Raw genomic sequence first — 21,964 nt, forward strand, 5'->3', positions numbered from 1 at the left:
GTCAAATGACCCGTCTCGCCTTCATCCTCGCCCTGCTCTTCGCCGCGCCCTGGGAGGAAGCCGAGACCGTTGACGTCAAAGACCGCGGCCTGGTCGACCTCGCGCCGTTCACCTGTCAGGATGTCACCCGGAGCAGCGTCATCAGCCGGGTATGCTACGACAGCGAAAGCCAGCGCATGCTGGTCCAGCGCCACGCGAGTTACGAGCAATATTGCGATGTGCCGAAGAACGCCATCGGTGCGCTCCTGAATGCGCCGTCGATGGGCCAATACTTCAACGCCAACATCAAGGCGGCCGACCACGACGGTAACCGGCTTTACGATTGCCCAAGCACATAAAGCGTCGTCCCATTAGTGACGTCACGCCCGCTATTGTGGCCCGCGCTGTCCTCGCGCCTCCGTGATTTGACAATTCGTTCATTTTTGTAAAAATCGTCAAATGAGCGCCCGTACCCGCATTCTCGATGCCGCGATGCTGGTGTTCCGCCGGCACGGCTTTCGGCGCTCGTCGATCGAGCAGGCCGCCGATGCTGCCGGGCTGACGCGACAGGCGCTCTATCACCACTTCAAATCCAAGGAAGCGCTGTTCCGTGCCGTCATCGAGCGGCTGCATGAGGAGGCGTTTGCCGCCGAGATCGCCGCAGCAAGCGCCGCGGAGAAGGCCGGCGGCAGCCTCGCCGATATTCTCGTCGCGTCCGTTTCCGCCAAGCTCGGACAGATGGCCGCTTCGCTCGACGGCTCGCCCCATGTCGAGGAGCTGTTCTCCGAACATCTGTTGCAAGCCCGCGACCTCTACCAGAAATATACCGCTCTCTATGCGGATCAGCTCGCCGCGACGATCACGCGCGTCTGCCGCAAGCAGGGCCTCGTTCTCAACGCCGGCATGACGCCGCGCGAGCTTGCGCGATGCATCGAGATGGCGGTCAACGGCACCAAGTCCGCCTACCCCGCGCTGCAGCCGCCCGGTGCCTTTCTGAAGGATCTGGAAATCATGCTGCGCACGCTGATCGCCGGGGCCGTCGGCCCGGCGAAGCAGCCGCGCGCGGCCAAACCGAAGCCAGCCAAGAAATCTGACAAGAAATCCGCCCGCAAACCTGGAGATCGCAGATGAGCACCATGACGATCAACGGAAAGCTCGCTTCCCTCCCCGACGATCCCGATGCACTGCTGGTCGACGTCGTGCGCGAGGCGCTCGACCTCACCGGCACCAAGCTTGTGTGCGGGGCCGGCGTCTGCGGCGCCTGCACGGTGCTGGTCGACGGCGAGCCTGCCGTGAGTTGCCTGATGCCGGCGCGCACCGCCGCGGATCGAAACGTGACCACGGTCGAAGGCATCGGCGCGGAAAAACTTCATCCGGTGCAGAAGGCCTTCATGGCGCACGACGCCCTGCAATGCGGCTTCTGCACGCCGGGCTTCATCGTCGAGGCCGCGGCGTTTCATGATTCCTGGCGTGCGGCCAAGGGAACGGCGGTGCCTTCGCGCGAGGAAATCGGCGCGGCGCTGTCGGGGCATCTCTGCCGCTGCGGAGCCTATGACGGAATCTTTCGCGCCGTGGCGGATGCCTGCGCCGGCCGCTTCGACGGCGAGGAGTTCGTTCCGCCGCGCATGGAAGCGCGCGACAAAGTGACGGGATCGGCGAAGTATACCGTCGACATCCATCATGACGGCCAGCTCGAAGGCGTGATCCTGCGCTCGCCGTTCGCGCATGCGCGCATCGGTGAGCTCGATCTCACCGCCGCGCGCGCCCTGCCGGGTGTGAGCGCAGCGATCTCGCTGCTCGGCGACGACCGCATCGTCCGCTTCGTCGGCGAACCAATCGCGGCGGTCGCGGCGAAGGATCGCAAGTCAGCGCTGGCCGCCATCGCCGCAATCAAGCTCGTAAGCGAACGCCTGCCGTCGGTGATCGGGCTCGATGAGGCGCGCAGGGCCGATGCGCCCGTCGTGTTCGAGAAATCCACGCGCAGGAAGGCCGGCAACGTCTCCGAGGGCGCCGGTGCGCCGGCTTCCTGGAAAGGCAACATCCGCGGTCCCTCGGCGGCGTTCTCCAAGAAGCCGAAGAAGGTGCGAAGCTGGATCGACAGCGCACGCTCCGCGAACAGCCCGCTGCTGGTGGAGGGCACCTTCCGCACCGGCACGCAACAGCATGCCTGCCTCGAGCCGCATGCGGCGGTCGCGCGTTTCGAAGGCGACCGGCTCACCGTGCATGTCTCGACGCAAGCCGTGTTTCACCTGATGGAGCTGATCGCCAAGCGCTACAAGCTCGACCACGACAAGGTGCGCGTGATTGCCGACCATGTCGGCGGCGGCTTTGGTTCGAAGGCTGCGCTTGGCGTGGAAACCACCACCGCGATCGAGCTGGCGCGCGAGGCCAAGGCGCCGGTGCGCGTCGCCTACGATCGGCACGAGGAGCTTTCGGTCACCGGTTATCGACCGGCGGCGGAGATGAAGGTCGCACTGCTGCCGTCCGACCAGGGCGAATTGAAAGCGCTTTCGTTCACCGCCTATGCCGATACAGGAGCAGCGACCAATTCGACCATCGCGGCACTGGCGCGCCTGATTTATCCGGCGGAGGGAAAGGAGCTCGCCGATTTCGACGTCATCAGCAATTTGCCGGCAGGCGCCCCGTTCCGCGGCCCCGGCGGGCCGCCGATGGCGTTTGCGCTGGAGCAGGCGATCGACGAAGCGGCGGTGCGCATGAACATCGACGCGATCGCGCTTCGCAAGCGCTGGGACCCCGATCCCAACCGCCAGCGGCTCTACGATTGGGCTTCGAGCCTCGAGGTCTGGCGCAACCGCAAACCGGTCGCAGCGCAAGGCGGCCGTTATCGCCGCGGCGTCGGCGTCGCCACCGGCTACTGGCTCTATCTGTGGCAGCCCGGCTCGAAGGTCGAAGTAGCCGTGAAGGGCGGACGCCTGATCGCGAGCACCGCGACGCAGGATATCGGCACAGGCACCCGCACCGTGATTGCCGATACGCTCGCACGCGAGTTCGGGCTGGAGCCGCATGAGGTCGAGGTCCGGATCGGCGATTCAAAGCTGCCGGAAGGGCCCGGCTCGGGCGGCAGCCGTGTCACGGCTTCGGTGATCCCGCCGATGCTGCTGGCGATCGAGCAGTTGAAAGCCGCAATCCGGCAGAATGCAAAACGGCAGCCGGTCCCCGGCTCCAACGCGCCATGGCGCGAAATGCTCGCGGCCTCGCCCGACCTCGCCGCATCAGGCGTGCGGCCGGAGGACTCCAGGCGGACGGCGCCGGGTGTCCAGTCGCCGCTGAAGCAGGCCGGCTTCATGGGTTGGATCTTCGGCTGGATTATGCGGTGGTTCTCCAATCTTGCGATCGGCGCCGGCGTGCCGAGTTCGGTGCAGGTCGTCGAAGTCGAAGTCGATACCTGGCTCGGCCATGTACGTGTCGTCAACGTCCACACCGGCATTGCGGTTGGCAGGATCGTGGCGCCGGCGCTGGCGCGAAGCCAGGCCACCGGCGCCGTCATTCAGGGCATCGGCTACGCGCTCTATGAAGCACGCGAGGTCGATTCCCGCACCGGCGACGTGCTCAGCGGCGGCATGGAGGACTATCGTATTCCCGGCATTGCCGACACGCCCATGATCGACGTGCATTTCGACCAGCGCGGATTCGATCATGTGCTCGGCGGCAGCGTCGGTATCGGCGAGGTCGCGACCGTGCCGACCTCGCCCGCGGTCGCCAATGCCATTCACCACGCGACCGGCGTTCGGCTGACGGAGTTGCCAATCCGCCCCGACCGTCTCGTCGCCGCGCTCAAGGGGAGGGCTGCTGCATGACACCGACAGCCATGACCGCCACGCAGGCGAGCGAATTCCGCGCCGCCGGCACCGACCTCTCCGAGCGGCGCCGCAGCGGCGTCTCGACGGGACCGTTGATCGATATTGCCGCCGCACCCGACATGATCGGGACACATTGGGGCGCCGACGGAAATTTGCGCCTCGGTGCCTTCACCACCATTGCCGCCATCGCGGCCGATGCACGCGTCGTCGCGGCGTATCCGGGCATCGCCGCATCCGCGCAAGGGTTGGCGACGCCGCAGGTCCGTCACTTCGCCACCCTCGGCGGCAATCTCGCGCAACGTTCGCGCTGCTGGTATTTTCGAAATCCGCACATCGCCTGTCTCAGGAAGGGCGGACCGGATTGCCCCGCGCGGTCCGGCAATCATCTTTACCACGTCGCGTTCGACCTCGGCCCCTGCGTGGCGCCGCATCCCTCGACGATGGCCGCAGCACTGCTTGCCTATGATGCGAAAGTGATGACCGACCAACGGAGTTCGCTAACGATCGGCGAGCTGCTCGGCGACGGCCGCAACGGCGGCTCCGACAACGCGCTGCTGCCTGGCGAGATGATCAAGAGCATCGAGCTTCCTTCACCGCTGCAAGGCGAGCGCGCGTTCTACAAGCGCGCGATCAGCCGCACCCATGCCGAATGGCCGCTGGTCGAAGTCTGCGCCCGCGCCGTGGTAAAGGACGGCACGTTTCAGTTCGTCCGCCTGGCCGCCGGCGGCATCGCGCCGGTGCCGCTGCGGCTTGCGGCTGCGGAAGCGGCCGTGCAGGGCAAGCAAGCATCCGCATCCGCCATCGCCGACGCGGCGCAGCAGGCGACTTCCGGCGCAAAGCCGCTGCCTATGACGGGCTACAAGCTCGATCTGCTGAAAGGAGTGGTGCGGGATTTGTTGGAGAAGATTGCAGAGTGAGCGTGAAGATCTCGTAGGATGGGTAGAGCGAAGCGAAACCCATCGTTGCGCAGCCGGCATTGATGGGTATCGCTTCGCTCCACCCATCCTACGCATTGAGCAATTCGCTCAATGCGAATGATCCTCGAACTCGTCTTCCTCGTTGACCTTGCTGCGACCCCCGAACCAGCGCGAGATCGACTTCTTGGCTCCGAGCGAGCCCGTCGAATACGGGTCACGTGATGCGTAGGGGTTACGCTGGGCGCGCGCGGCGACCTGTTCGGCTGATACCGCGGCGGGCTGACAGATGGTGCGGCGGGAGGGACGGCGCATCAGGTCCACGTGAATGTGATCCTCGTGGTGGGAGTTGGAGCCCGGCGCCAGCACGGTGTTGAACTGCTGACAGGCGGCCGCCTGCACGTCGCGCAGAAAACCCTGCTCTTCCGGCACGCCGCGCCAGCCGCCCTTGACCGTGATGCGCCTGCCGTCGGCGAGCGTGAAGGCTGCGATGTCGAGCGCATTACCGAACGCGTGCTCGGAAATATGCGCATGCGGATTGCCGTTCATGCCGCGGCAGGAATAAGCGGAGATCTGCTTGATCTCGACGACACGCACACCGAACCAGCGCATCGCCGCCGGCTGCACCGAATCGGTGAGCCAGCGGTCGAGCGCGGAGACGATCGGACACGCCAGCGTCGCCGCCGGCTTCATCGAGACCTGACCGAAGGCGCTGACGGAATTGCCTTGCGCGGGACCGAGCCGCGGCGCAGCCGGCGATGGCGAATGGGATGGCGGATACGGCGCAGAAGACGGCGCGGTGTAACGGTCGCGCGGTGGATAGGATGGTGGCGCCGCATAACCGCCGTCGCGCGACGTCGGCACGCCTTCGGGCGGCACATCGATATCATCCTGCTGCGAGGCGACGCCCGGCGCCGAGAGCGAGATCGGACCGTTCGACGGCGCGGCATAGTTCGGCTGGGGCGGCGCCGAATCCGGATAGTTTCCTGAATGGCTCCCAGAATAACCAGAATAGTTTCCTTGGGGCGGAGCCGCAGCCGGGGCGCGCGCGATCGGCCAGCGCGGCTGACTGCCGATATTGGCGGGCGGCCGCAGGCTTTGGTCGGCAAAGCCGAAAGAGGTGATGTTTTCGCCGAGCGCCGCCACTTTCAGCGGATATTCCGCGCCGCACACGCCGGGACCGGAGATCGGATCGATCCGGACCAGGTCGGGGCTCTCCTTGACCGCGCCGGACTTCAGGCATGCGACCTCGGCCTCGGTACGCCACGGTTCGCGCTCGGCGGACTGAAAAAATCCGCGGCCACAACCCGCTAGCGAGACGAGGACGAAGGAGCCGACGAGATACAAACGAACTCCGCGCGTCATCCCGCGCACGTTCAACCAATTTATTTAAAGACTCTTCAACATGTTGATTTAACGATTTTTTTACCACGTTGCCGGGGCTGCCGGCGGTCGAGAATCCGTGGATGGACAGCGGCACTGACTTTTTGGGCCGGGAACGCTTTGCTAACCTTAAGTGTTAAGTGCGGGCAGACGTGAACCCAGGGAGCCTTCCCAATGGATTTCGTAAGTCCTCTCGTCAGCAGACTTGGCGTTGTAACTGCGTATGTTGCAATTGCCTTCGTCGGCGCGATTGTGCTTGGCGTGTTCTAGACTTCCCGTCCAGACAATGGACCCGAACGCCCGGTGGCCAAGTCACCGGGCGTTTTCGCGCACATAGCGTTTTCGAGCGAAGTGGATTCCGGTTCGCGTAAAGAAAACGCGTCAAAACAAAAGGTGTCATGAGCGCGGCTCGGCGGACACCATCGACGGGCCATCGGCGTGGCGCATGATACGGCTCCAATTGTTGCCGGAGCAGTAGAAGCGGAGAACCGCACAGGCCTCGACGCGAAGCGTATCGACCCCCTTCATCGACATCGTGCCGTAATACGTCTCGCCGCTGCCCTGGCTGTAGACGCCGCCGGTCCATCGCCTTTCCGTCTTCGGCTTCATGTTGACCAGAATAGCCTCACCCTTCTCGTTCGACGATGAATCGAGCACATAGCCGCACAGCGCGCTGCCGCATTTTCCGATCCGCACCCTTCCCTTGCCTTCCGTCTGCCAGTCGCCGATCGGCGAGTCCGCTGGCTCTTCCGCGGCCTGACGCGAGACCCGTTCAACCTGCAGCGCAGGCTGCACAGTTTCGGCCGGTTTCGCAGGCGGTGGCGGTGGCGGCAACGGAATCGAGGCCTGCTGAGCCGGCGGGGGTGCAGGCGGCGGAGTTGGCGGAGGCGGCGGCGCAGCTACGATTTGCGTCGTCGATGCGGCTGGGGTGTAGACGACCGGCGGTGGCGCGGCGACGATGGTCTTGGGGGCCGCCGCTGGCGGCGCAGGCGGCGAAACCGTCTGTGGTGCAGGCTTCGCCGGCACGACCCCATCGCGATCATCGTCATGGCGGTCGCGTTTGTGGCGCCAGTTGAGGCTTCTGGAGACCGACATCGAGGCACAGGACGTCGAACGGCAGTGCCTGGAGGATTCGATGTGCACCCGATGGCCGCCGATCTTGAATGAAATCGCGCCGGCATGGGCTGAAGCACCAAGCAGCATCAGCACGGCGAGAAAACAAAGCTGTTTCATCGAAGCCTCCCGCGGGTGATCGCGGAAAAACTAGTCGCGGGGAACTTCGGCTGGATGTGATTTGAATCACCGAGCCGCTTCGGCGGCGCCTGATGCTTCGTGACCTGGATCACAGAGCGTATCCCCGCGCCCGCGTAGGGTCTGTCCAAATTCACCGCCACCCGCTCACAGGCTGCTCAGGAGGCTCGCATGAAGAAGCTGTACATCCTCGCCGCATTGTTGATGGCCACCACCTCGGCGCATGCGGGCGGCATTACCCTCCAGATCAACGGCGAGCGCATTCGTGTCGAATCGCCGCGCAACTGCAACGCCATTTCCTGCATCAAGATTACCGCGCCCGGCTATAACGGGACGCTCGGCAATATCGACCTCAAAGGTCTGGGCTCGAAGAGCAAGGACGACGATGAGGTCGTCGCGACCGCGCCGGCGCCCAAACCCGCGGCACCCGCCCCGGCCCAGACCACCGCTCCGCAGCCTGCGGCTCCCGCGGCAACACCTGCGCCCGCTCAAACCACAGTCGCGGCTGCAACACCGGCGCAAGCCGAAGTCGCACCGCCCGCTCCGCCTCCGCCCGCCCCGGTCGCCGCAGCGCCGGCGCCTGCACCGCAGCCGGCCGCGGCCGCAGCGCCCGCTGCCGACTCGCCGATCGGCATCTGGGCGACGGAAGAGAACAAGGGCAACGTGCGCATCGAGCAATGCGGCGCCAATCTGTGCGGCTATTCCGTCAACACCGGCGAAAGGATTCTGATCAACATGAAGCCGCAGGGCAGCAAGTGGACCGGCCGGATTCATGACCCCGACAGCGGCCGCAAATACGACTCGACGATCGCGCTGAAGGGCGCCAGCTCACTGCGCGTCCAGGGCTGTGCCTTCGGCGGCATGTTCTGCGGCGGCCAGACCTGGAAGCGCGTTAGCTGACCGTCAATCGTTAACATGCTCGTCATTCCGGGATGGTCCGAAGGACCAGACCTCAGATGCGCAATTGCGCATCGGGGAATCTCGAGATTCCGGGTTCGCACTTCGTGCGCCCCGGAATGGCTGAGCAAGGCGCCAGCGCGCTGCATCGCGCCCGGGACACGAATTAGCGGAATAACCGAAGCAGATTTTGAAGAAAGCCTGCACGCTGGGCTTTGGGCACTTCGGCAGGCTGCACCGACGTCGGCAACCCTACGCCTTCCGCACCATTCGCCGCCGCCAGCGCGATCGGCCCGACATTTTCCAGGAACGCGCGCTCATAGCCGCGCGAGAGCCGTTCGACGGCCTCAGTGAGCGGCAGCCAGTCCACCGCCTTCACGTCGCGCATCGGTATGCGCGTGGGCAGATCACCCGCCGCCATGCGCCAGTAATGCACCACCTTGGCGCCGCCACGGGATTCGTAAGCCAGCGTGCCCAGAAACTCGTGCACGGCAACGTCGTGCCCGGTTTCCTCCATCACCTCGCGTTCGGCAGCGGCGCGCGGCGTCTCGCCGTCGTCGAGCTTGCCCTTCGGCAAGACCCATTCGTTGCGCTTGCGCAGGCGCACCACGGCGATCAGCGGCGGCTCCGCCTGCCGCAACACGATTCCTCCCGCCGCCATGACAGGCGCTCTCGCCATCTATCTCTTCCCGCGTTTTCGCAACTGCGACTGCGACCGCGAGCATATAGAGGCAACAGCCCGGAGAATCGAGATTAAACCTGCGGCTTTCGCAACAGTCGTTCGCCGGCGCGGATGCGTCCGCCCTCCGCGACGTTGTCGCAAAATTCGAAGTTCTCGGGCGCCAGCACGATGATGGTCGAGCCGTGCTCGAACCAGCCGAGCTCGTCGCCTTTCTTGACCCGCGCAAGGCAGGCGAAATCCACCGGTCCCCTGCTCTGCGCGTTGAGTGTGACATCGAGGAAATGCAGGCGGATGCTGGCGACGAGAATGGCGGCAACCGGTACCAGCGTAAGCGCCTCGCCCGATGGCAACCGCGCCTGCAACACGGCGCGCTCGTTCTTGCAGAACAGACGCTCGACCCGCTTCAGCGCGATCGGATTGACGTTCCAGACATCGCCGTGAATGAATGTCACCCTCTTGATCGTGGCGTCATACGGCGCGTGAAAGCGGTGATACATGCTCGACGTCAGCCTGAGCGTCAGGAAGCGGCCGTTGCGATGCTGCTCGACCAGCGCGGGATCGCCGAGCAGGTCGATCAGCGAGTAAGGCGCACCCTTGATCTGGAACAGCTCGGTATCGGCGATCTTGCCAAACGCGCCGATGATGCCGTCGGAAGGACTTGCCACGACAGATGGATCGGGATCTGCCGGCCGCAGCCCCGGGCGCAGCTCGCGCGTAAAACAATCGTGCAGGCTCTTGAATTCGGTTTTCTTGGCTTCCGACAGATCGAGATCGGAAAACAGCCGCCAGCAGCCAATCGAAAAATCGCGGACGAGCGGATTCTCGATCTTGCTGAACCAGCCCATGAAGCGGGTCAGCGCCGCCCGCGGAATGCGGTTGGTCAGGAGGAAGTTGAGGTCCTCCTGCTGGGTGAGGCGGGCGATCAGGCGCCGGATTGTCATCAATCTGTCAGCAGGATTGGCTAGCGCTTCAGGCATGGATTCGTCCCTTCCGATTCTTTCGCTGTCCGCCGCTGCGGTCGCTAGCGCCGCGGCAGTGTTCCCCAAATTGCAGGCGCGGCTGGCGCTGTCGCGCGCCAAACACCGCTCGCTGACCGGGCATTCCAAGATGTCCAAAATGGTCGCGCGGCTGGTGCCCCACTACGAATTCGATATCGACGGTTACTTCGCTTCCGACGGCGCGCCCAGCGATGTCGCCATGCAACGGCAGGACGCCTTCTTCCGGCTCGCCTGCCTCTACGAGGAGCGCTACGCCAAGGGCCGGCAGATGACGGCCGAGGCCGCGACGCACATCTCCGACCTGCAGTTTACGGAAACATACCGCGTACCGTTCCAGTACAGCCGGCTGGTGCGCGAAAATCTCGGCACCGGCGCCTTCATGCAGTCTTCCGCCGGCGTCACCGTCACCGATGTCGACGGCAACATCTTCTACGACCTGACCGGCTCCTACGGCGTCAACATTTTCGGCAACGATTTTTACAAGGAGTGCATCACGGAAGCCGAAAAGCGCGCCCGCGCGCTGGGCCCCGTGCTCGGCCCCTATCACCCCGTCATCACCGACAACGTCCGCCGGCTGTGCGAGATTTCCGGCCTCGACGAAGTCTCGTTCCACATGTCCGGCACCGAGGCCGTCATGCAGGCGGTGCGGCTGGCGCGCTATCACACCAAACGCTCGCATCTGGTCCGTTTCGCCGGCGCCTATCACGGCTGGTGGGGCGACGTGCAACCGGGCGTCGGCAATCCGGTTTCGCCGCACGAGACCTACACGCTGGCCGATATGTCGGAGCGCACGCTGCATGTGCTGCGAACACGCAAGGACATCGCCTGCGTGCTGGTCAATCCCTTGCAGGCATTGCATCCCAACGCCAACGCGCCCGGCGATTCCGCGCTGGTCGATTCCTCGCGCAAGGGTGCGTTCGATCGCGCGGCCTACACCGAATGGCTGAAGAAACTGCGCGAGGTCTGCACGCAGCGCGGCATCGTCTTGATCTTCGACGAAGTCTTCGTCGGCTTCCGCCTCGCCGCCGGCGGCGCGCAGGAGTATTTCGGCGTCCGCGCCGACATGGTGACCTACGGCAAGAGCCTCGCCGGCGGCTTGCCGGTCGGCGTGGTCTGCGGCCGCAAGGAATTGATGCGGCGCTTCCGCGACGATCGCCCCGCCGACGTCTGCTTTGCCCGCGGCACCTTCAATTCGCACCCTTACGTGATGACGGCGATGGACGAGTTCCTCAGCCGCCTCGCCAGCCCGAACTTCAATGCCGTCTATCAGGGGCTCGACGAGACCTGGAACGGCCGCGCCAAGGCGTTGAACGAGCGGCTGGCCGCGCAGGATCTGCCCGTCCGCGTCAGCAACATCTCCTCGATCTGGATGGTGCAATATACCGACCCGTCCCGCTACAACTGGATGCTGCAATACTACCTGCGCGCCGAAGGGCTGGCGCTGAGCTGGGTCGGCACCGGCCGGTTGATCTTCAGCCTCAACTACACGGATGCGGATTTCAATGAAGTCGCCGATCGCTTCGTCGCAGCGGCCGAGAAGATGAAGCGCGATGGCTGGTGGTGGCATGATGCTGCGCTGACCAATAAGGATATCAAGCGGCGGATTTTGAGAGAGATGATCCGGAAGCGGTTTGGTCGCTGAGGCTCTATCGCCTGTCGTCGTGGCCCGGCTTGTCCCGGCCATCCACGTCTTATTCGCTGCCGACATCGCCAGGCTGGCCTCCTTCGTCATTGCGAGGAGCCAACGGGTCGCGCGAATGCGCGCCCGATGACAGGCTCCGCGACGAAGCAATCCATCTATCCCCGTGCGGAGAGGTGGATTGCTTCGCTTCGCTCGCAATGACGATCTCACAACTGGTGCTTAAGAACGTCGATGGCCGGGACAAGCCCGGCCATGACTGCGTTGTTTGGATCAAGCTCAACGCTTAGGCGTGCTTGACGTGCTTCTCGAGACCCGGATCGATCAGCTCGCCCTTCATGAGAGCCAGCGGCGCCTTGTAGTACAGCTTCAGGTCGCTGAAGGGGTCGGTGAGGATCTTGGTCATCCAGACCAAGCCGGTCTCGACGTCGCGGATGAAAAACAGATGGACGGTGCGGAACAACAGCCCGCCGATGCCGACCGCAAGCCAGATCTTGGCGACCTGCCGCATGAAGTCTGCCGACGACGTCCAGGGCGTGAACAAGCCGAACAAGGTCGGGTCGAGATACAGGACCAGCGGCGACAGCGCCCAGATCGTCATCAGCACGACCTTGCGCTGCAGATTGTAGCCGACCTTGATCTCTTCCTTGTGCTCGTGGGTCGCCTGGTTGACGTGATCGTAGCCGCGCGGCTCGAAGAAGAAGTGACCGGCCTGCCGCGTCGTCATCGAGACCAGCCAACCGACCAGCGCCGAAACCACGGGATCGAAGAAAAGCATCGCGTAGGCGAACAGGAAGCTCGCCGCGCTGACGAAGTGCAGCGACTGGTTGATGCGGCTGTGGTGATAGTAGCGATGATCGTCCCAGCGCTGGGTACGCAGTTCCTGCAGAAAGTTCTTGATCATGTTCTCCCCCAAAATTCCGATGGGATCGGGTCTACTGAGATTCGATGTCCGGCATGTGACATCATGATAATGACATGTGACAGTTCGCAGCGGCGCGATGGCGCAACGGCGATCAGGGCGCGTCAGGCAGCCGCGGCGACGTCGATTTTCCGAAAGCGCACCAGCGAGAAATGGCCGAGCGGCGGCACCAGGCGGCGCTCCGCCAGCTCCATGCCGCGCGCGCCCGCCAGCCATTGCGCATAGCGCGACCAGGCGAATTCGGCGGTGCGGAAGCCGAGCGGACGCACCACCGGCTGCAGCCGCTGCTCGATGAAGCGGCGCATCCCGGCGTCGGCGCTGACGCGGGTGAGGATGATGAGTTCACCGCCCGGCCGCAGCACGCGAGCGAATTCGTCGAGCGCCTTTTCGGGGTTCGGCACGGCGGTGACGACATATTGCGCCATCACCACGTCGAAACAATCGTCGGGGAATTCGAGGTTTTCGGCGTCCATGACGGCGAGGCCCTCGACGTTCTTGAGGCCGAGTTCATCGACGCGCTTCTTCGCTTTTTGCAGCATCGCTTCCGAAATGTCGGTGCCGAAGATGCGCAGATGCGGCGCGTATAGCGGCAGCGAAATGCCGGTGCCGACGCCGACCTCGAGCACACGGCCGCCGATCTTGTTGGTCGCCTGGATCGCCGCCTTGCGGCCCTTGCTGAACACGCCCCCAAACACGAGGTCGTAAACCGGCGCCCAGCGATCATACGCCTGCTCGACCGTTTCGCGGTCGAAATCCAGGGATCTGGTACCGTCAAGCTTGATGATGTCTGCCATGGTTGGTTCTGCCTTCTCGTCTCACGCATATGACTTGGGTTGATAGTCGAACTTTTCGGTTCAGCCCTGCACGGCGCCCCTCACAGGCGCCCGGCGCACCGGCCGCAACACGCGGCTCGGCTGCAGCGCGGTCAGATTGCCGAGGAACTGCCGCGCGCTGTTTTCCCAGGAGCGCGCCAGCGCAAAATTCCGGCAGGCCTCGCGCGACATCGGCAGCGCGCGCAAGCACGCGCTGCGCAGATCGGTGTCGAGCGCGCCGATCGGATGATCGGCAATGACGTCCTTCGGCCCGGTGACCGGGAATGCCGCGACCGGCGTGCCGCACGCCAATGCCTCGAGCTGCACGACGCCGAACGTATCGGTAAGGCTCGGAAACACGAAGACGTCGGCGGCGGCGAGATGCGCGGTCAACTCCGCGCCCTTCTTCTCGCCGAGGAAAACTGCGTCGGGATACTTCTGCGCGAGCTGCGCCTTCTGCGGTCCGTCGCCGACGACCACTTTTGATCCCGGCAGGTCGAGCGACAGAAACGCATCGAGATTCTTTTCCACCGCGACGCGGCCCATCGTCATGAAGATCGGCCGCGGCAGATCGAGCGCCGCTGGATTATGCGGGTTGAACAATTCGGTGTCGACGCCGCGCGTCCAGAAGCCGAGTTTCCGAAAGCCCCGCGCGGTCAGTTCCTGCCGCAGCGAGTCGGTGGCGACCATGACCGTGGAAGACGCGGCATGAAAGTGCCGCAGCACCGCATAGCCGACGGCCGCCGGGAGTCCGGTGCGGACGGCGATATATTCGGGAAAGCGCGTCGTATAGGACGTGGTGAACGAAAGCTTGCGGCGCCGGCAGTAGGCGCGCACCATCCAGCCGATCGGCCCCTCGGTTGCGATATGGATGGCGTCCGGCGCGGCCTCTTCGATCCGTCGCGCGATCTCGCGCCGGTTCGGCAGCGCGATGCGTAAGCCAGGATAGGTCGGCACGCCGAGGGAAGGAAACCCGTCCGGGGTCAGGAAGCTGATATCGGCATCGAGCGCAGAGGCGCTCTTCGCCAACGACGTCAGCGTGCGGACGACACCGTTCACCTGCGGATGCCACGCATCGGTCGCAATCAATATCTTCATGTCCCGGACCCGAGATTAATGATTCTCAAATCCGACGTTCAGCCATGGATATTTCAAGCGTATGACGTCATCGATATGTAAGGATGTTTTTAAGACCCCTCCACGCATTTTCGTGTAACGTGACAGCGAGATGACAGACCACAACGACAATTCTGCGCGATCCCGCCGGCGGCGGAAGCGCAAGAGCTATGCGCTTCTGATCCTTGCGGCCGGCCTGCTCGCGTTCGGCGTCGCCGCGGGCACGTTGTATTACGTGCTGCGGCCGACGACGCTGCGGATTGCGGTCGGTCCTGCCGGCAGCGACGACCAGAAGCTGGTCCAGTTGATGGCGCAGACGTTCGCGCGCGAGGGCAGCTCGGTGCGGCTGGCGCCGATCACGACGGAAGGAACGGCGGAGAGCATTGCGTTGTTCACGGACGGCAAGGCCGATCTCGCGGTGGCCCGCGGCGATCTGAACCTGCCGACGGATGCCGAGTCGGTTGCCATTCTGCGCAAGAATGTCGTCGTGCTGTGGGCGCCTTCCGGCCTTCCCGCCAAGGGCTCGAAGAAGCAGCCCACGCCCAAGATCAAGAGTCTCGATGAACTGGCCGGCCACCGCGTCGGTGTGATCGGGCGCACGCAGGCCAATGTCACGCTGTTGCGCGGGATCCTGAAAGAGTCCGGAATCAATCCCGACAAGGTCGCGATCAGCCAGTTCGCCACCAATCAGCTCGGCGAAATGGCGAAAGATCAGTCGGTCGACGCGTTCATGGCGGTCGGCCCGCTCAAGAGCAAGATCACTGTGGACGCCATCGCGGCAACGGCTGCTGCCCGCGGCGAGCCGAAATTCCTGCCGATCGAGGTTTCCGACGCGATCGCCAAGAAGAATCCGATCTACGAATCCGAGGAAATTCCCGCCAGCATCTTCGGCTCTTCACCGCAGCGGCCGGAAGACAAGGTCGATACGGTGGCCGTCAATCACCTGATCATCGCACCGAAGTCGTTGTCTGACACGGCGGTCGCCGCCTTCGCCCGCCAGCTCTTCACCAACCGCCAGCAGCTCGCGCGTGAATTGCCGACCGCCTCGCAGATCGAGAAGCCAGATACCGAAAAGGACGCAGCGCTGCCGGCGCATGCGGGCGCAGCCGCCTATATCGACGGCAACGAGCGAACGTTCCTCGAAAAATACACCGACTACATCTGGTTCGCGGTGCTGATCTTGTCGGGCCTGGGCTCCGCCGGCGCCTGGTTCAAGCATTACTGGAACAGGGACGAGCGCGAGCAATACACCGCCCATCGCGATCATCTGCTTGAGTTGATTTCCAGGGCGAGGAAGGCCGAAACGCCGGAAGAGCTGGCCGAGATGCAAGCTGCGGCCGACGGCATGTTGCGCGAGGCGTTCGATTGCTACGACGACGGCACCGTCGAGGAAGGCGACCTCTCGGTGATCGCGCTCGCGCTCGAACAATTCCACCACGCCGTCGCCGACCGCCGCGCGGTGCTCGCCACCGACCAAGCCGACATGCCGAGAATGCGCGCTGGCCAGGCTTGATTGGTTAGGTGGACTTTTCCCCCTTCGATTTAGATTTGCCGGCGCCGGACGTATTGCAGCGCTCTTACTTCTTTCCCTTCGAATGTCTGCCCCGACCTAACATTTGTTAGGTCAGCCTCCCGTTCTCCGTGCCACCGTCACGGAAAATTAAGACAGGCAGGGGACAATGAAGGATTATCAAACCCATTTGGAGAAGCTGCGCAAAGACGCGGCCGAATGCGCGCTTGTCCGGGACTTGGCTACCGACAAAGCGAAGCGCGAAATGTTCGACCGGCTTGCGCGGCATCTGGATCAACTAGCCGACGAGGTTGAGCGGGCCATGAATGCTCGAAAGACCGGCTAAAAGTAGTGGTGCGAGTATGCGGGCAAAAACGCTACTCGTTCTACTGGTTGTCACGGCGCTAGGGGCTTACATTGTAGGCCGCCACAGCAGTCCCGTGAACGACGCGGCAGGCGCGCAGCCGCAGCGTCCCGTGGCCAAGCCCATTGCCTTAGCGGGCCCTGTATCACCTCCTTTGCCACGACCGAGACCCAAGCGCCCCTAACAATCCGTTCCACACCATCAAGGCCCTAGCCGAGAAGGCTACGCCTGCCATGATCGAGAGATACAGGCAAAGGCAGGCGTCGCTTGTTGATCCGCATCAAGCCCGCGCATGATGATGTGCTCCTCGTCATACTCAGTGAGGGCTGGTCCGGCTGGCGCTACGTCAGCGAGCGCCTCAAGCTATGTGCCGCTGAGAACTACTCGGATGCGGATGCTTGAAGAAGGCATCAAGCTTCACAGGTTCGCCGCTGTCTTGCCAAAGCAGCTTTTGACCGAGGCTAGCCGCCACCGCGATGCGGTGGTGCCCGCCGACCAACGTGCCGTCATGCGTTGCCTTGGCGATGATCTCACCGGTCTCATTCACGATGTTTCTCATAGCCGAATAGCCCTGTCAGGATCGACTTCTGCCAGCGATCAACTCGCGGCTTTCATGTCTGTTCCTATGCCCGCAATGTTGCGTAGCCGGTCAAGCCGTGTGCCGAGCGGTGCGCATTGCAAAGCACGTCATGCGCCCATGGCAGAGGGCTATAACCCCGTCCATCACCAATGTCCCGACCAATCCAACTCGCCGCGCTTATTGATCCGGTTGAAGTCATCGCCGCGGAAGCGGATCGCCTCCTGTTGGGACGATCTGGAGCATGGGGGCGAGAGGGCGTCATCGCCGAGCGCTTTGGCCGGTGCCCACCGGCCAAAGCGCTCAGTCGCTCCCATCGCACATTTTGCTCAATGGGCAGATACAAGGGGTTGCCTCCCAGAGATGAGCTCGCGGAGAGAACCCCTCACCCGTCTCGAATGAGCTGACGCCCATTCGATCCACCCTCTCCCACAGGGGCCCACAGGGGGAGAGGGGCAACGAAACCTTAACGAAACAATTCCCTAACGCCACGAAACCATTTTGGCGATTTCGTGCAAATGTCCTGAAACGGTTCATCGGTAGAGGTTTCCCCAACGACGCGCCGAACTGGTGCGACAAACAGGGGGACGATCATGTCCAATTCATCGATACTGAGCCGCTTCGCGGCCGCTGCCTTCGGCGCGCTGGCGATTGGCGCGACCGCATCTTCCGCACCCGCCACTGCGGCTCCGCTGCCGCTGTTTCCGTTTTTCCTGCCGCAGATCGAAGCGGCCCCGCCGCCGGTTGCGGCTGCGCCCGAGGAGGGAGAGCGCTTCGAGCTGCCGGCCCGCCTGCGTCGCCAGGTCGTGAACTACTACACCCGCGAGGCGCCGGGCACGATCATCATCGATACACCGAACACCTATCTCTACCTCGTGCTCGGCAACGGCCAGGCGATGCGCTACGGCATCGGCATCGGCCGCGACGGCTTCACCTGGTCGGGCACCCAGACGATCACCCGCAAGGCCGAATGGCCGGCCTGGACCCCGCCTCCGCAAATGATCGCCCGCCAGCCCTATTTGCCGCGCCACATGACCGGCGGCCCGGGTAATCCGCTCGGCGCCCGCGCGATGTATCTCGGCGGCACCATCTATCGCATCCACGGCACCAACGACCCGTCGACGATCGGAACCCGCGTCTCTTCGGGCTGCCTGCGCCTCACCAACGAGGACGTCATTGATCTGTATTCGCGGGTCAGTGTCGGGACCAAGGTGATCGTGCTGCCGATGACGGATCGCCGCGCCGATCTCGGCCGGACCATCCGCTGAGGCATTAGCTTTTTTTAATGCGAGAGGCGGCCCTGGCATTCGCCGGGGCCGTTTTGCGTTGACCTGAGGTCGCGGCAATGTGCAGTGGCGTCCCCCTCGCCACCCCTGTAAAACGTCGTGGGGCGATTCATTGGGGTCCGGGGCACGATGCGTCTGCCGATGCGGGTCAAGACCATTGCGATCGCGCTTGCGGTCCTCGTCGTGTCGTTTGCCGTCAGCCTGAAGGTGATGGACTTTGTCACGCCTCGCGCCACGAACAGCGCGCCCGCGCTCGCCGAATTGCCGCCGCTGCCGCCGGCGGCGCGCGCATCCACGGTGATGGCGCCGATTGCGGTTGCGCTGTCGGCGATCCGCGATGCCGCCGATCGCGGCGCGCCACGCAATTTCGCCGGCAAGGCCGACAATCCGATTTCGCAGATCCTGCAGAATGCCGACATCGGCTGGACCGCCTCGCGCGGGCCGATCGTAGCTACCGGCGCGCAGGACGTGCTGTCGCTGGCGACTCCGTTGACGGGCACACTGAACGTAACCGGCTCGCTGTCGGCCAAGGCGACGGGGGCGGTCGGCGAAGCACTCGGAGGCCTGCTCGGCGGCAACGTCGCCAAGCAGATCGGCAGCGTGAACATCAAGAACCTGAACGCCAGCGCCGAGATCAAGGGCAACGTCGTCATATCGGCGCGACCACAGATCGCCACGAACTGGCGCATCGAGCCTAATCTCGCAGCGCAGGTCAATCTCGGCGACACCAGCCTCAGCGTGGCCGGCGCGCGCGTCAACGTGCCCGCTCAGGTGAAGCCGTTGATCGACCAGAACGTTGCCGAGCAAATCGCGCTGGTGCAGGCACGCATGCGCAACGATCCGACCTTCGAACGGAACGCGCGGGTGCAGTGGGCCAAGGCCTGCCGTTCGATTCCGCTGCAGGGCACGACAGCCGGTTCGACGATGCCGGCGCTGTGGCTGGAATTGCGCCCTACCCGGGCGATTGCCGCGCAGCCGCGCGTCGATGCTTCGAACCTGACGCTGACGCTCGGCATCGAGGCCGAGACCCGGATCACACCGAGCGAAACCAAGCCGTCCTGCCCGTTCCCCGCTACGATCGCCATGGTGCCACCGATGCCGGGACGGGTCGCGATCGGCGTGCCCATCGACATGCCGTTTACCGAGATCAACAAGATCGTGGAGGCACAGTTCGCCGGGAAGACTTTTCCTGAAGACGGTTCGGGCGCGGTCGACGTCACCGTCAAGCGCGCCGCCGTGGCCGCTTCCGGCAATCGCCTGCTGATCTCGCTTCTGGTCAGCGCCAGGGAAAAGACGAGTTTCCTGGGCCTCGGCGGCGAGGCCAATGTGCATATCTGGGGCAAGCCGGTGCTCGATCAGGGCGAGCAGACGCTGCGGCTGACCGACATCGAACTCGCCGTCGAGTCGGAGGCTGCCTTCGGGCTGTTGGGCGCCGCGGCGCGCGCGGCCATCCCGCATTTGCAGGAGACGCTGGCGGAGAAGGCTGTCGTCGACCTCAAGCCGTTCGCCAGCAACGCGCAGAAGAAGATTGCAGCAGCGATCGCCGATCTTCAGAAGAACGAGGACGGCCTGCGGGTCTCGGCCGAGATCAGCAAGCTGCGGCTCGCCGGCATTGCCTTCGATTCCAAAACGCTGCGCGTGATCGCCGAAGCGGAAGGCGCCATCAATGTCTACGTCAGCGCGCTGCCGGCGCTGTGATGTTGCAAATTGTAGGGTGCGCAAAGATCGTAGGGTGGGCAAAGCGCAAGCGTGCCCACCACGTAAGGCAACCATCGTGGATAGATGGTGGGCACGGCGCAAGCGCCTTTGCCCACCCTACGAAACGGCCGACTACGACCCCTCGAACTTGAATGAGACTTTCAGCTTGGCGCGGTAGGCTTCCACCTTGCCTTGGGCATCAAGCTGCAAGTCAAGCTGGACCACTTCGGCAACACGAAGGTCCCGCAGGGTTTCTCCGGCGCGGCTGACCGCGCTAGCGGCGGCCTTCTCCCAGGATTCGCTGCTGGTGCCGATCAGCTCGATAACCTTGTAGACGCTGTCCGCCATGTCGTCCTCCCGTTGACGCAGGATCCATGCAAGGCAGAAGGCAGATGCTCCTGCCGGAATACAACCTATCATCGCGAAGTACGTGCCGATAGGCTGCGCTGCACCATTGCGCGAACGGGCATTTCCAAAATCAAATGGCCGGGCGGCGTGATGCCGTCCGGCCATTTTGAGGAAGCCTGGTGTTTAAGACCGCGGCCTCATTCGGTCGAGTACTTGAACTCCGGCATCGCCTTGAGCTGATCCTTCGTCGCGCTGAACACGGCGTGATCCGGATACCACGGATTCTTCTTCGCCGCGGCAGGCGCCGTCGCAGCACCCGTCGTGCCCGTGCCTCCGCCTGCGCCTGTGCGTGCCCCGCCGGTCGCGGGCGCGCTCGCGGTGCTAGAGGCAACCGGCTCATCAACGAACTTCACCTTGTCGATGGGCACCGCAACCAGGTGCTCGCCGACGCCGAGGAAGCCGCCGACACCGATCACGGCTGCTTTGATATCGCCGCTCTTGTCGGTCAGGAGATCGTTGATCGAGCCGAGGCTTTCGTTGCTATCGTTGTACACGTTCAGACCGACCATCTTCGAAGCCCGCCAGGTACCCTTGAACGACGAGGTATCGGTTGCAGCCGCAGGCGCGGCGGTCTTGGCGCTGTCAGTCGTTGCCGAAGGACTTTGCTGCGCAAACGCTCCACTCGCCAGCAACGCGGACACCGCGATGCCGGCAACGGCAGTTTTCGTTAACATATCCGTTCTCCTCAGTTCAGAAACGCTTTGAGGAAAACCCGGCACTTCAACAAGTGTTCCACCCGTTTTCGCATGAAACACGCCGATCCGACCGCATCAGAAGCCGCCCCAGTAAGGCGGCATACGGTAATAGCGATGCAGCTCGGCTTCCTTTGCGCGATCGCCCCAGTCGAAATCCGTGTCCGCACGGAATGACGGCGCGCGCCTCAACTCTTCATCGTCGATGTCGAGTTCGTAGGCTTCGAACTTCGTGTTGTAGCGAAGCCGTCCCCAGGGCAGCGGCAGCAGATTGGCTCCGATGCCCAGAAACCCGCCGAAACTCAGGATTGCATACGATACTTTACCGGTGACCTTGTCGATCATCAGCCGTTCGATGTGGCCGATCATGTCGCCGTTCGGCCGGCGCACCGCGGTCCCCTCGACGCGGTCGCTCGCGATCAACTGATGCGGCTTGGGCATGACATCGCTTGCCATCGGACCCTCCACTATCAAGGAAGAATCAACGTGGCAGCGTCCGGCTGGTTCCGCTCTACGACAACCAGCCTGTCCTATTCAGAAATGGCGAAATGCGATGCGTTCGGGCAGCGCCCGCCCGGCGATGCCGATCTCGTAGCGTAGAATGAAGCGTGTGCTATCAGGCCGCGAGCGCGTCGGGATCCGCTTCCTCGTAAATCGCGATCGCCTCGAAGCGATAGTCGCAGGCGCGGCAGAACCAGAGGAAGGATGTACGGCCCGGACTGCTCTCCACCCAATCCGGTCTCGGGATCGGCTTGCCGCACTGGGCACAGGGATTTCCGCGAGGCAGATAGCTGGAGTCGAGTCGAGCCATGGCGCATCTCCCTAGACTTCGGACGTCGTAAGGACGTCTCGCTTTTTAAAATGTCGTTGAATGAGACAGGTTTGCTGTCGGAATGAATTGGCTTTTGTCGCGGCGTCTTCTTTACACCTTGACTGCGTCTTTTGCACGACATTCCTTGCGCGTCCGCATGACGCAGATTCGCGTCGCTCGATGCGATGCATCGCACCCACAACG

The 21,964-nt window shown here is 63.7% G+C and carries 22 protein-coding genes; 10 read left to right on the plus strand and 12 right to left on the minus strand.

The annotated features are described in order from the left end of the window. Positions 1-5 precede the first annotated feature (5 nt). The 4 genes from LMTR3_RS35850 to LMTR3_RS35865 all read left to right on the plus strand — a co-directional run bounded on the left by LMTR3_RS35850 (position 6) and on the right by LMTR3_RS35865 (position 4,717). Positions 6-338, plus strand: a complete 333-nt coding sequence (locus LMTR3_RS35850) for a KTSC domain-containing protein (RefSeq protein ID WP_065749638.1) — start codon at positions 6-8, stop codon at positions 336-338. 100 nt (positions 339-438) lie between these two features. Then, positions 439-1,110 carry a TetR/AcrR family transcriptional regulator gene (locus LMTR3_RS35855; RefSeq protein WP_065749639.1) on the plus strand — a complete coding sequence of 224 codons (672 nt, stop codon included), beginning with the start codon at positions 439-441 and terminating at the stop codon, positions 1,108-1,110. Beyond that, complete coding sequence (locus LMTR3_RS35860; protein WP_065749640.1) at positions 1,107-3,797, plus strand: molybdopterin-dependent oxidoreductase; 2,691 nt, start codon at positions 1,107-1,109, stop codon at positions 3,795-3,797. Before LMTR3_RS35855 ends, LMTR3_RS35860 begins: the two co-directional genes overlap by 4 nt. Beyond that, positions 3,794-4,717, plus strand: a complete 924-nt coding sequence (locus LMTR3_RS35865) for an FAD binding domain-containing protein (protein ID WP_065749641.1) — start codon at positions 3,794-3,796, stop codon at positions 4,715-4,717. Before LMTR3_RS35860 ends, LMTR3_RS35865 begins: the two co-directional genes overlap by 4 nt. A 108-nt stretch (positions 4,718-4,825) precedes the next feature. Here the strand turns inward: LMTR3_RS35865 and LMTR3_RS35870 are convergent, their stop codons facing one another. Both LMTR3_RS35870 and LMTR3_RS35875 read right to left on the minus strand, forming a co-directional pair. Continuing rightward, a complete protein-coding gene (locus LMTR3_RS35870) occupies positions 4,826-6,079 on the minus strand; it encodes an extensin-like domain-containing protein (RefSeq protein WP_065749642.1) in 1,254 nt (417 codons plus the stop codon). A 414-nt stretch (positions 6,080-6,493) separates the two neighbouring features. Further along, entirely contained in the window at positions 6,494-7,330 is an 837-nt protein-coding gene (locus LMTR3_RS35875; RefSeq protein WP_065749643.1) for a DUF2147 domain-containing protein, read from the minus strand. A 189-nt stretch (positions 7,331-7,519) separates the two neighbouring features. On the opposite strand from LMTR3_RS35875, the gene LMTR3_RS35880 reads away from it, so the two are divergent. Continuing rightward, positions 7,520-8,248 carry a DUF2147 domain-containing protein gene (locus LMTR3_RS35880; RefSeq protein ID WP_065749644.1) on the plus strand — a complete coding sequence of 243 codons (729 nt, stop codon included), beginning with the start codon at positions 7,520-7,522 and terminating at the stop codon, positions 8,246-8,248. Positions 8,249-8,411: 163 nt separating this feature from the next. Here LMTR3_RS35880 and LMTR3_RS35885 read toward each other — a convergent pair whose 3' ends face one another. Both LMTR3_RS35885 and asd read right to left on the minus strand, forming a co-directional pair. Further along, positions 8,412-8,924, minus strand: a complete 513-nt coding sequence (locus LMTR3_RS35885) for an NUDIX hydrolase (protein ID WP_084030002.1) — start codon at positions 8,922-8,924, stop codon at positions 8,412-8,414. A gap of 74 nt (positions 8,925-8,998) precedes the next feature. Further along, complete coding sequence (gene asd, locus LMTR3_RS35890) at positions 8,999-9,868, minus strand: archaetidylserine decarboxylase (protein WP_065749645.1); 870 nt, start codon at positions 9,866-9,868, stop codon at positions 8,999-9,001. 34 nt (positions 9,869-9,902) lie between these two features. Here asd and LMTR3_RS35895 point away from each other — a divergent pair, with 34 nt between their 5' ends. After that, positions 9,903-11,567 carry an aminotransferase class III-fold pyridoxal phosphate-dependent enzyme gene (locus LMTR3_RS35895; RefSeq protein WP_065749646.1) on the plus strand — a complete coding sequence of 555 codons (1,665 nt, stop codon included), beginning with the start codon at positions 9,903-9,905 and terminating at the stop codon, positions 11,565-11,567. Between the two features lie 283 nt (positions 11,568-11,850). Here the strand turns inward: LMTR3_RS35895 and LMTR3_RS35900 are convergent, their stop codons facing one another. The 3 genes from LMTR3_RS35900 to LMTR3_RS35910 all read right to left on the minus strand — a co-directional run bounded on the left by LMTR3_RS35900 (position 11,851) and on the right by LMTR3_RS35910 (position 14,396). Continuing rightward, positions 11,851-12,468, minus strand: a complete 618-nt coding sequence (locus tag LMTR3_RS35900) for a hypothetical protein (protein WP_065749647.1) — start codon at positions 12,466-12,468, stop codon at positions 11,851-11,853. A gap of 122 nt (positions 12,469-12,590) precedes the next feature. Next, on the minus strand, positions 12,591-13,280 hold the full coding sequence (locus LMTR3_RS35905; RefSeq protein ID WP_065749648.1) for a class I SAM-dependent methyltransferase: 690 nt from the start codon (positions 13,278-13,280) through the stop codon (positions 12,591-12,593). Between the two features lie 60 nt (positions 13,281-13,340). Further along, positions 13,341-14,396: a glycosyltransferase family 4 protein gene (locus LMTR3_RS35910; RefSeq protein ID WP_065749649.1), complete on the minus strand. Its 1,056-nt coding sequence runs from the start codon at positions 14,394-14,396 to the stop codon at positions 13,341-13,343. Positions 14,397-14,526: 130 nt separating this feature from the next. On the opposite strand from LMTR3_RS35910, the gene LMTR3_RS35915 reads away from it, so the two are divergent. Further along, a complete protein-coding gene (locus tag LMTR3_RS35915) occupies positions 14,527-15,927 on the plus strand; it encodes a TAXI family TRAP transporter solute-binding subunit (RefSeq protein WP_065749650.1) in 1,401 nt (466 codons plus the stop codon). 166 nt (positions 15,928-16,093) lie between these two features. Continuing rightward, complete coding sequence (locus tag LMTR3_RS38855; RefSeq protein WP_176722067.1) at positions 16,094-16,270, plus strand: hypothetical protein; 177 nt, start codon at positions 16,094-16,096, stop codon at positions 16,268-16,270. A gap of 376 nt (positions 16,271-16,646) precedes the next feature. Here LMTR3_RS38855 and LMTR3_RS35920 read toward each other — a convergent pair whose 3' ends face one another. Then, entirely contained in the window at positions 16,647-16,847 is a 201-nt protein-coding gene (locus LMTR3_RS35920) for a hypothetical protein (RefSeq protein ID WP_065749651.1), read from the minus strand. Between the two features lie 611 nt (positions 16,848-17,458). Here LMTR3_RS35920 and LMTR3_RS35925 point away from each other — a divergent pair. Continuing rightward, the gene (locus LMTR3_RS35925) at positions 17,459-18,133 is read left to right on the plus strand and encodes a L,D-transpeptidase (RefSeq protein ID WP_065749652.1); all 675 of its coding nucleotides are present in this window, start codon (positions 17,459-17,461) and stop codon (positions 18,131-18,133) included. A gap of 147 nt (positions 18,134-18,280) precedes the next feature. After that, positions 18,281-19,849 (plus strand): DUF4403 family protein, encoded by a 1,569-nt coding sequence (locus tag LMTR3_RS35930; RefSeq protein ID WP_065749653.1) that lies wholly within the window; start codon positions 18,281-18,283, stop codon positions 19,847-19,849. Positions 19,850-19,981: 132 nt separating this feature from the next. On the opposite strand, the gene LMTR3_RS35935 is transcribed toward LMTR3_RS35930, so the two are convergent. The 4 genes from LMTR3_RS35935 to LMTR3_RS35950 form a co-directional block, all read right to left on the minus strand. Further along, a complete protein-coding gene (locus tag LMTR3_RS35935) occupies positions 19,982-20,197 on the minus strand; it encodes a dodecin family protein (protein ID WP_065749654.1) in 216 nt (71 codons plus the stop codon). 197 nt (positions 20,198-20,394) lie between these two features. Continuing rightward, complete coding sequence (locus tag LMTR3_RS35940; RefSeq protein ID WP_065749655.1) at positions 20,395-20,931, minus strand: PRC-barrel domain-containing protein; 537 nt, start codon at positions 20,929-20,931, stop codon at positions 20,395-20,397. 96 nt (positions 20,932-21,027) lie between these two features. Beyond that, positions 21,028-21,405, minus strand: a complete 378-nt coding sequence (locus LMTR3_RS35945; RefSeq protein WP_065749656.1) for a PRC-barrel domain-containing protein — start codon at positions 21,403-21,405, stop codon at positions 21,028-21,030. A gap of 160 nt (positions 21,406-21,565) precedes the next feature. Then, on the minus strand, positions 21,566-21,760 hold the full coding sequence (locus LMTR3_RS35950) for a hypothetical protein (protein ID WP_057854958.1): 195 nt from the start codon (positions 21,758-21,760) through the stop codon (positions 21,566-21,568). Positions 21,761-21,964 lie beyond the last annotated feature (204 nt).

This window comes from Bradyrhizobium sp. LMTR 3 (assembly GCF_001693485.1).
GTDB lineage: Bacteria > Pseudomonadota > Alphaproteobacteria > Rhizobiales > Xanthobacteraceae > Bradyrhizobium.

Excerpts from the sequence above, each read along its gene's own strand:
- LMTR3_RS35870 (WP_065749642.1), bottom strand. The coding sequence starts at position 6,079 with ATGACGCGCGGAGTTCGTTTGTATCTCGTCGGCTCCTTCGTCCTCGTC.
- LMTR3_RS35865 (WP_065749641.1), top strand. The coding sequence starts at position 3,794 with ATGACACCGACAGCCATGACCGCCACGCAGGCGAGCGAATTCCGCGCC.
- LMTR3_RS35945 (WP_065749656.1), bottom strand. The coding sequence starts at position 21,405 with ATGGCAAGCGATGTCATGCCCAAGCCGCATCAGTTGATCGCGAGCGAC.
- LMTR3_RS35910 (WP_065749649.1), bottom strand. The coding sequence starts at position 14,396 with ATGAAGATATTGATTGCGACCGATGCGTGGCATCCGCAGGTGAACGGT.
- LMTR3_RS35905 (WP_065749648.1), bottom strand. The coding sequence starts at position 13,280 with ATGGCAGACATCATCAAGCTTGACGGTACCAGATCCCTGGATTTCGAC.
- LMTR3_RS35950 (WP_057854958.1), bottom strand. The coding sequence starts at position 21,760 with ATGGCTCGACTCGACTCCAGCTATCTGCCTCGCGGAAATCCCTGTGCC.
- asd (WP_065749645.1), bottom strand. The coding sequence starts at position 9,868 with ATGACAATCCGGCGCCTGATCGCCCGCCTCACCCAGCAGGAGGACCTC.
- LMTR3_RS35920 (WP_065749651.1), bottom strand. The coding sequence starts at position 16,847 with ATGAGAAACATCGTGAATGAGACCGGTGAGATCATCGCCAAGGCAACG.
- LMTR3_RS35875 (WP_065749643.1), bottom strand. The coding sequence starts at position 7,330 with ATGAAACAGCTTTGTTTTCTCGCCGTGCTGATGCTGCTTGGTGCTTCA.
- LMTR3_RS35850 (WP_065749638.1), top strand. The coding sequence starts at position 6 with ATGACCCGTCTCGCCTTCATCCTCGCCCTGCTCTTCGCCGCGCCCTGG.
- LMTR3_RS35895 (WP_065749646.1), top strand. The coding sequence starts at position 9,903 with ATGGATTCGTCCCTTCCGATTCTTTCGCTGTCCGCCGCTGCGGTCGCT.
- LMTR3_RS38855 (WP_176722067.1), top strand. The coding sequence starts at position 16,094 with ATGAAGGATTATCAAACCCATTTGGAGAAGCTGCGCAAAGACGCGGCC.
- LMTR3_RS35900 (WP_065749647.1), bottom strand. The coding sequence starts at position 12,468 with ATGATCAAGAACTTTCTGCAGGAACTGCGTACCCAGCGCTGGGACGAT.
- LMTR3_RS35860 (WP_065749640.1), top strand. The coding sequence starts at position 1,107 with ATGAGCACCATGACGATCAACGGAAAGCTCGCTTCCCTCCCCGACGAT.
- LMTR3_RS35930 (WP_065749653.1), top strand. The coding sequence starts at position 18,281 with ATGCGTCTGCCGATGCGGGTCAAGACCATTGCGATCGCGCTTGCGGTC.
- LMTR3_RS35885 (WP_084030002.1), bottom strand. The coding sequence starts at position 8,924 with ATGGCGAGAGCGCCTGTCATGGCGGCGGGAGGAATCGTGTTGCGGCAG.
- LMTR3_RS35935 (WP_065749654.1), bottom strand. The coding sequence starts at position 20,197 with ATGGCGGACAGCGTCTACAAGGTTATCGAGCTGATCGGCACCAGCAGC.
- LMTR3_RS35940 (WP_065749655.1), bottom strand. The coding sequence starts at position 20,931 with ATGTTAACGAAAACTGCCGTTGCCGGCATCGCGGTGTCCGCGTTGCTG.
- LMTR3_RS35915 (WP_065749650.1), top strand. The coding sequence starts at position 14,527 with ATGACAGACCACAACGACAATTCTGCGCGATCCCGCCGGCGGCGGAAG.
- LMTR3_RS35855 (WP_065749639.1), top strand. The coding sequence starts at position 439 with ATGAGCGCCCGTACCCGCATTCTCGATGCCGCGATGCTGGTGTTCCGC.
- LMTR3_RS35880 (WP_065749644.1), top strand. The coding sequence starts at position 7,520 with ATGAAGAAGCTGTACATCCTCGCCGCATTGTTGATGGCCACCACCTCG.
- LMTR3_RS35925 (WP_065749652.1), top strand. The coding sequence starts at position 17,459 with ATGTCCAATTCATCGATACTGAGCCGCTTCGCGGCCGCTGCCTTCGGC.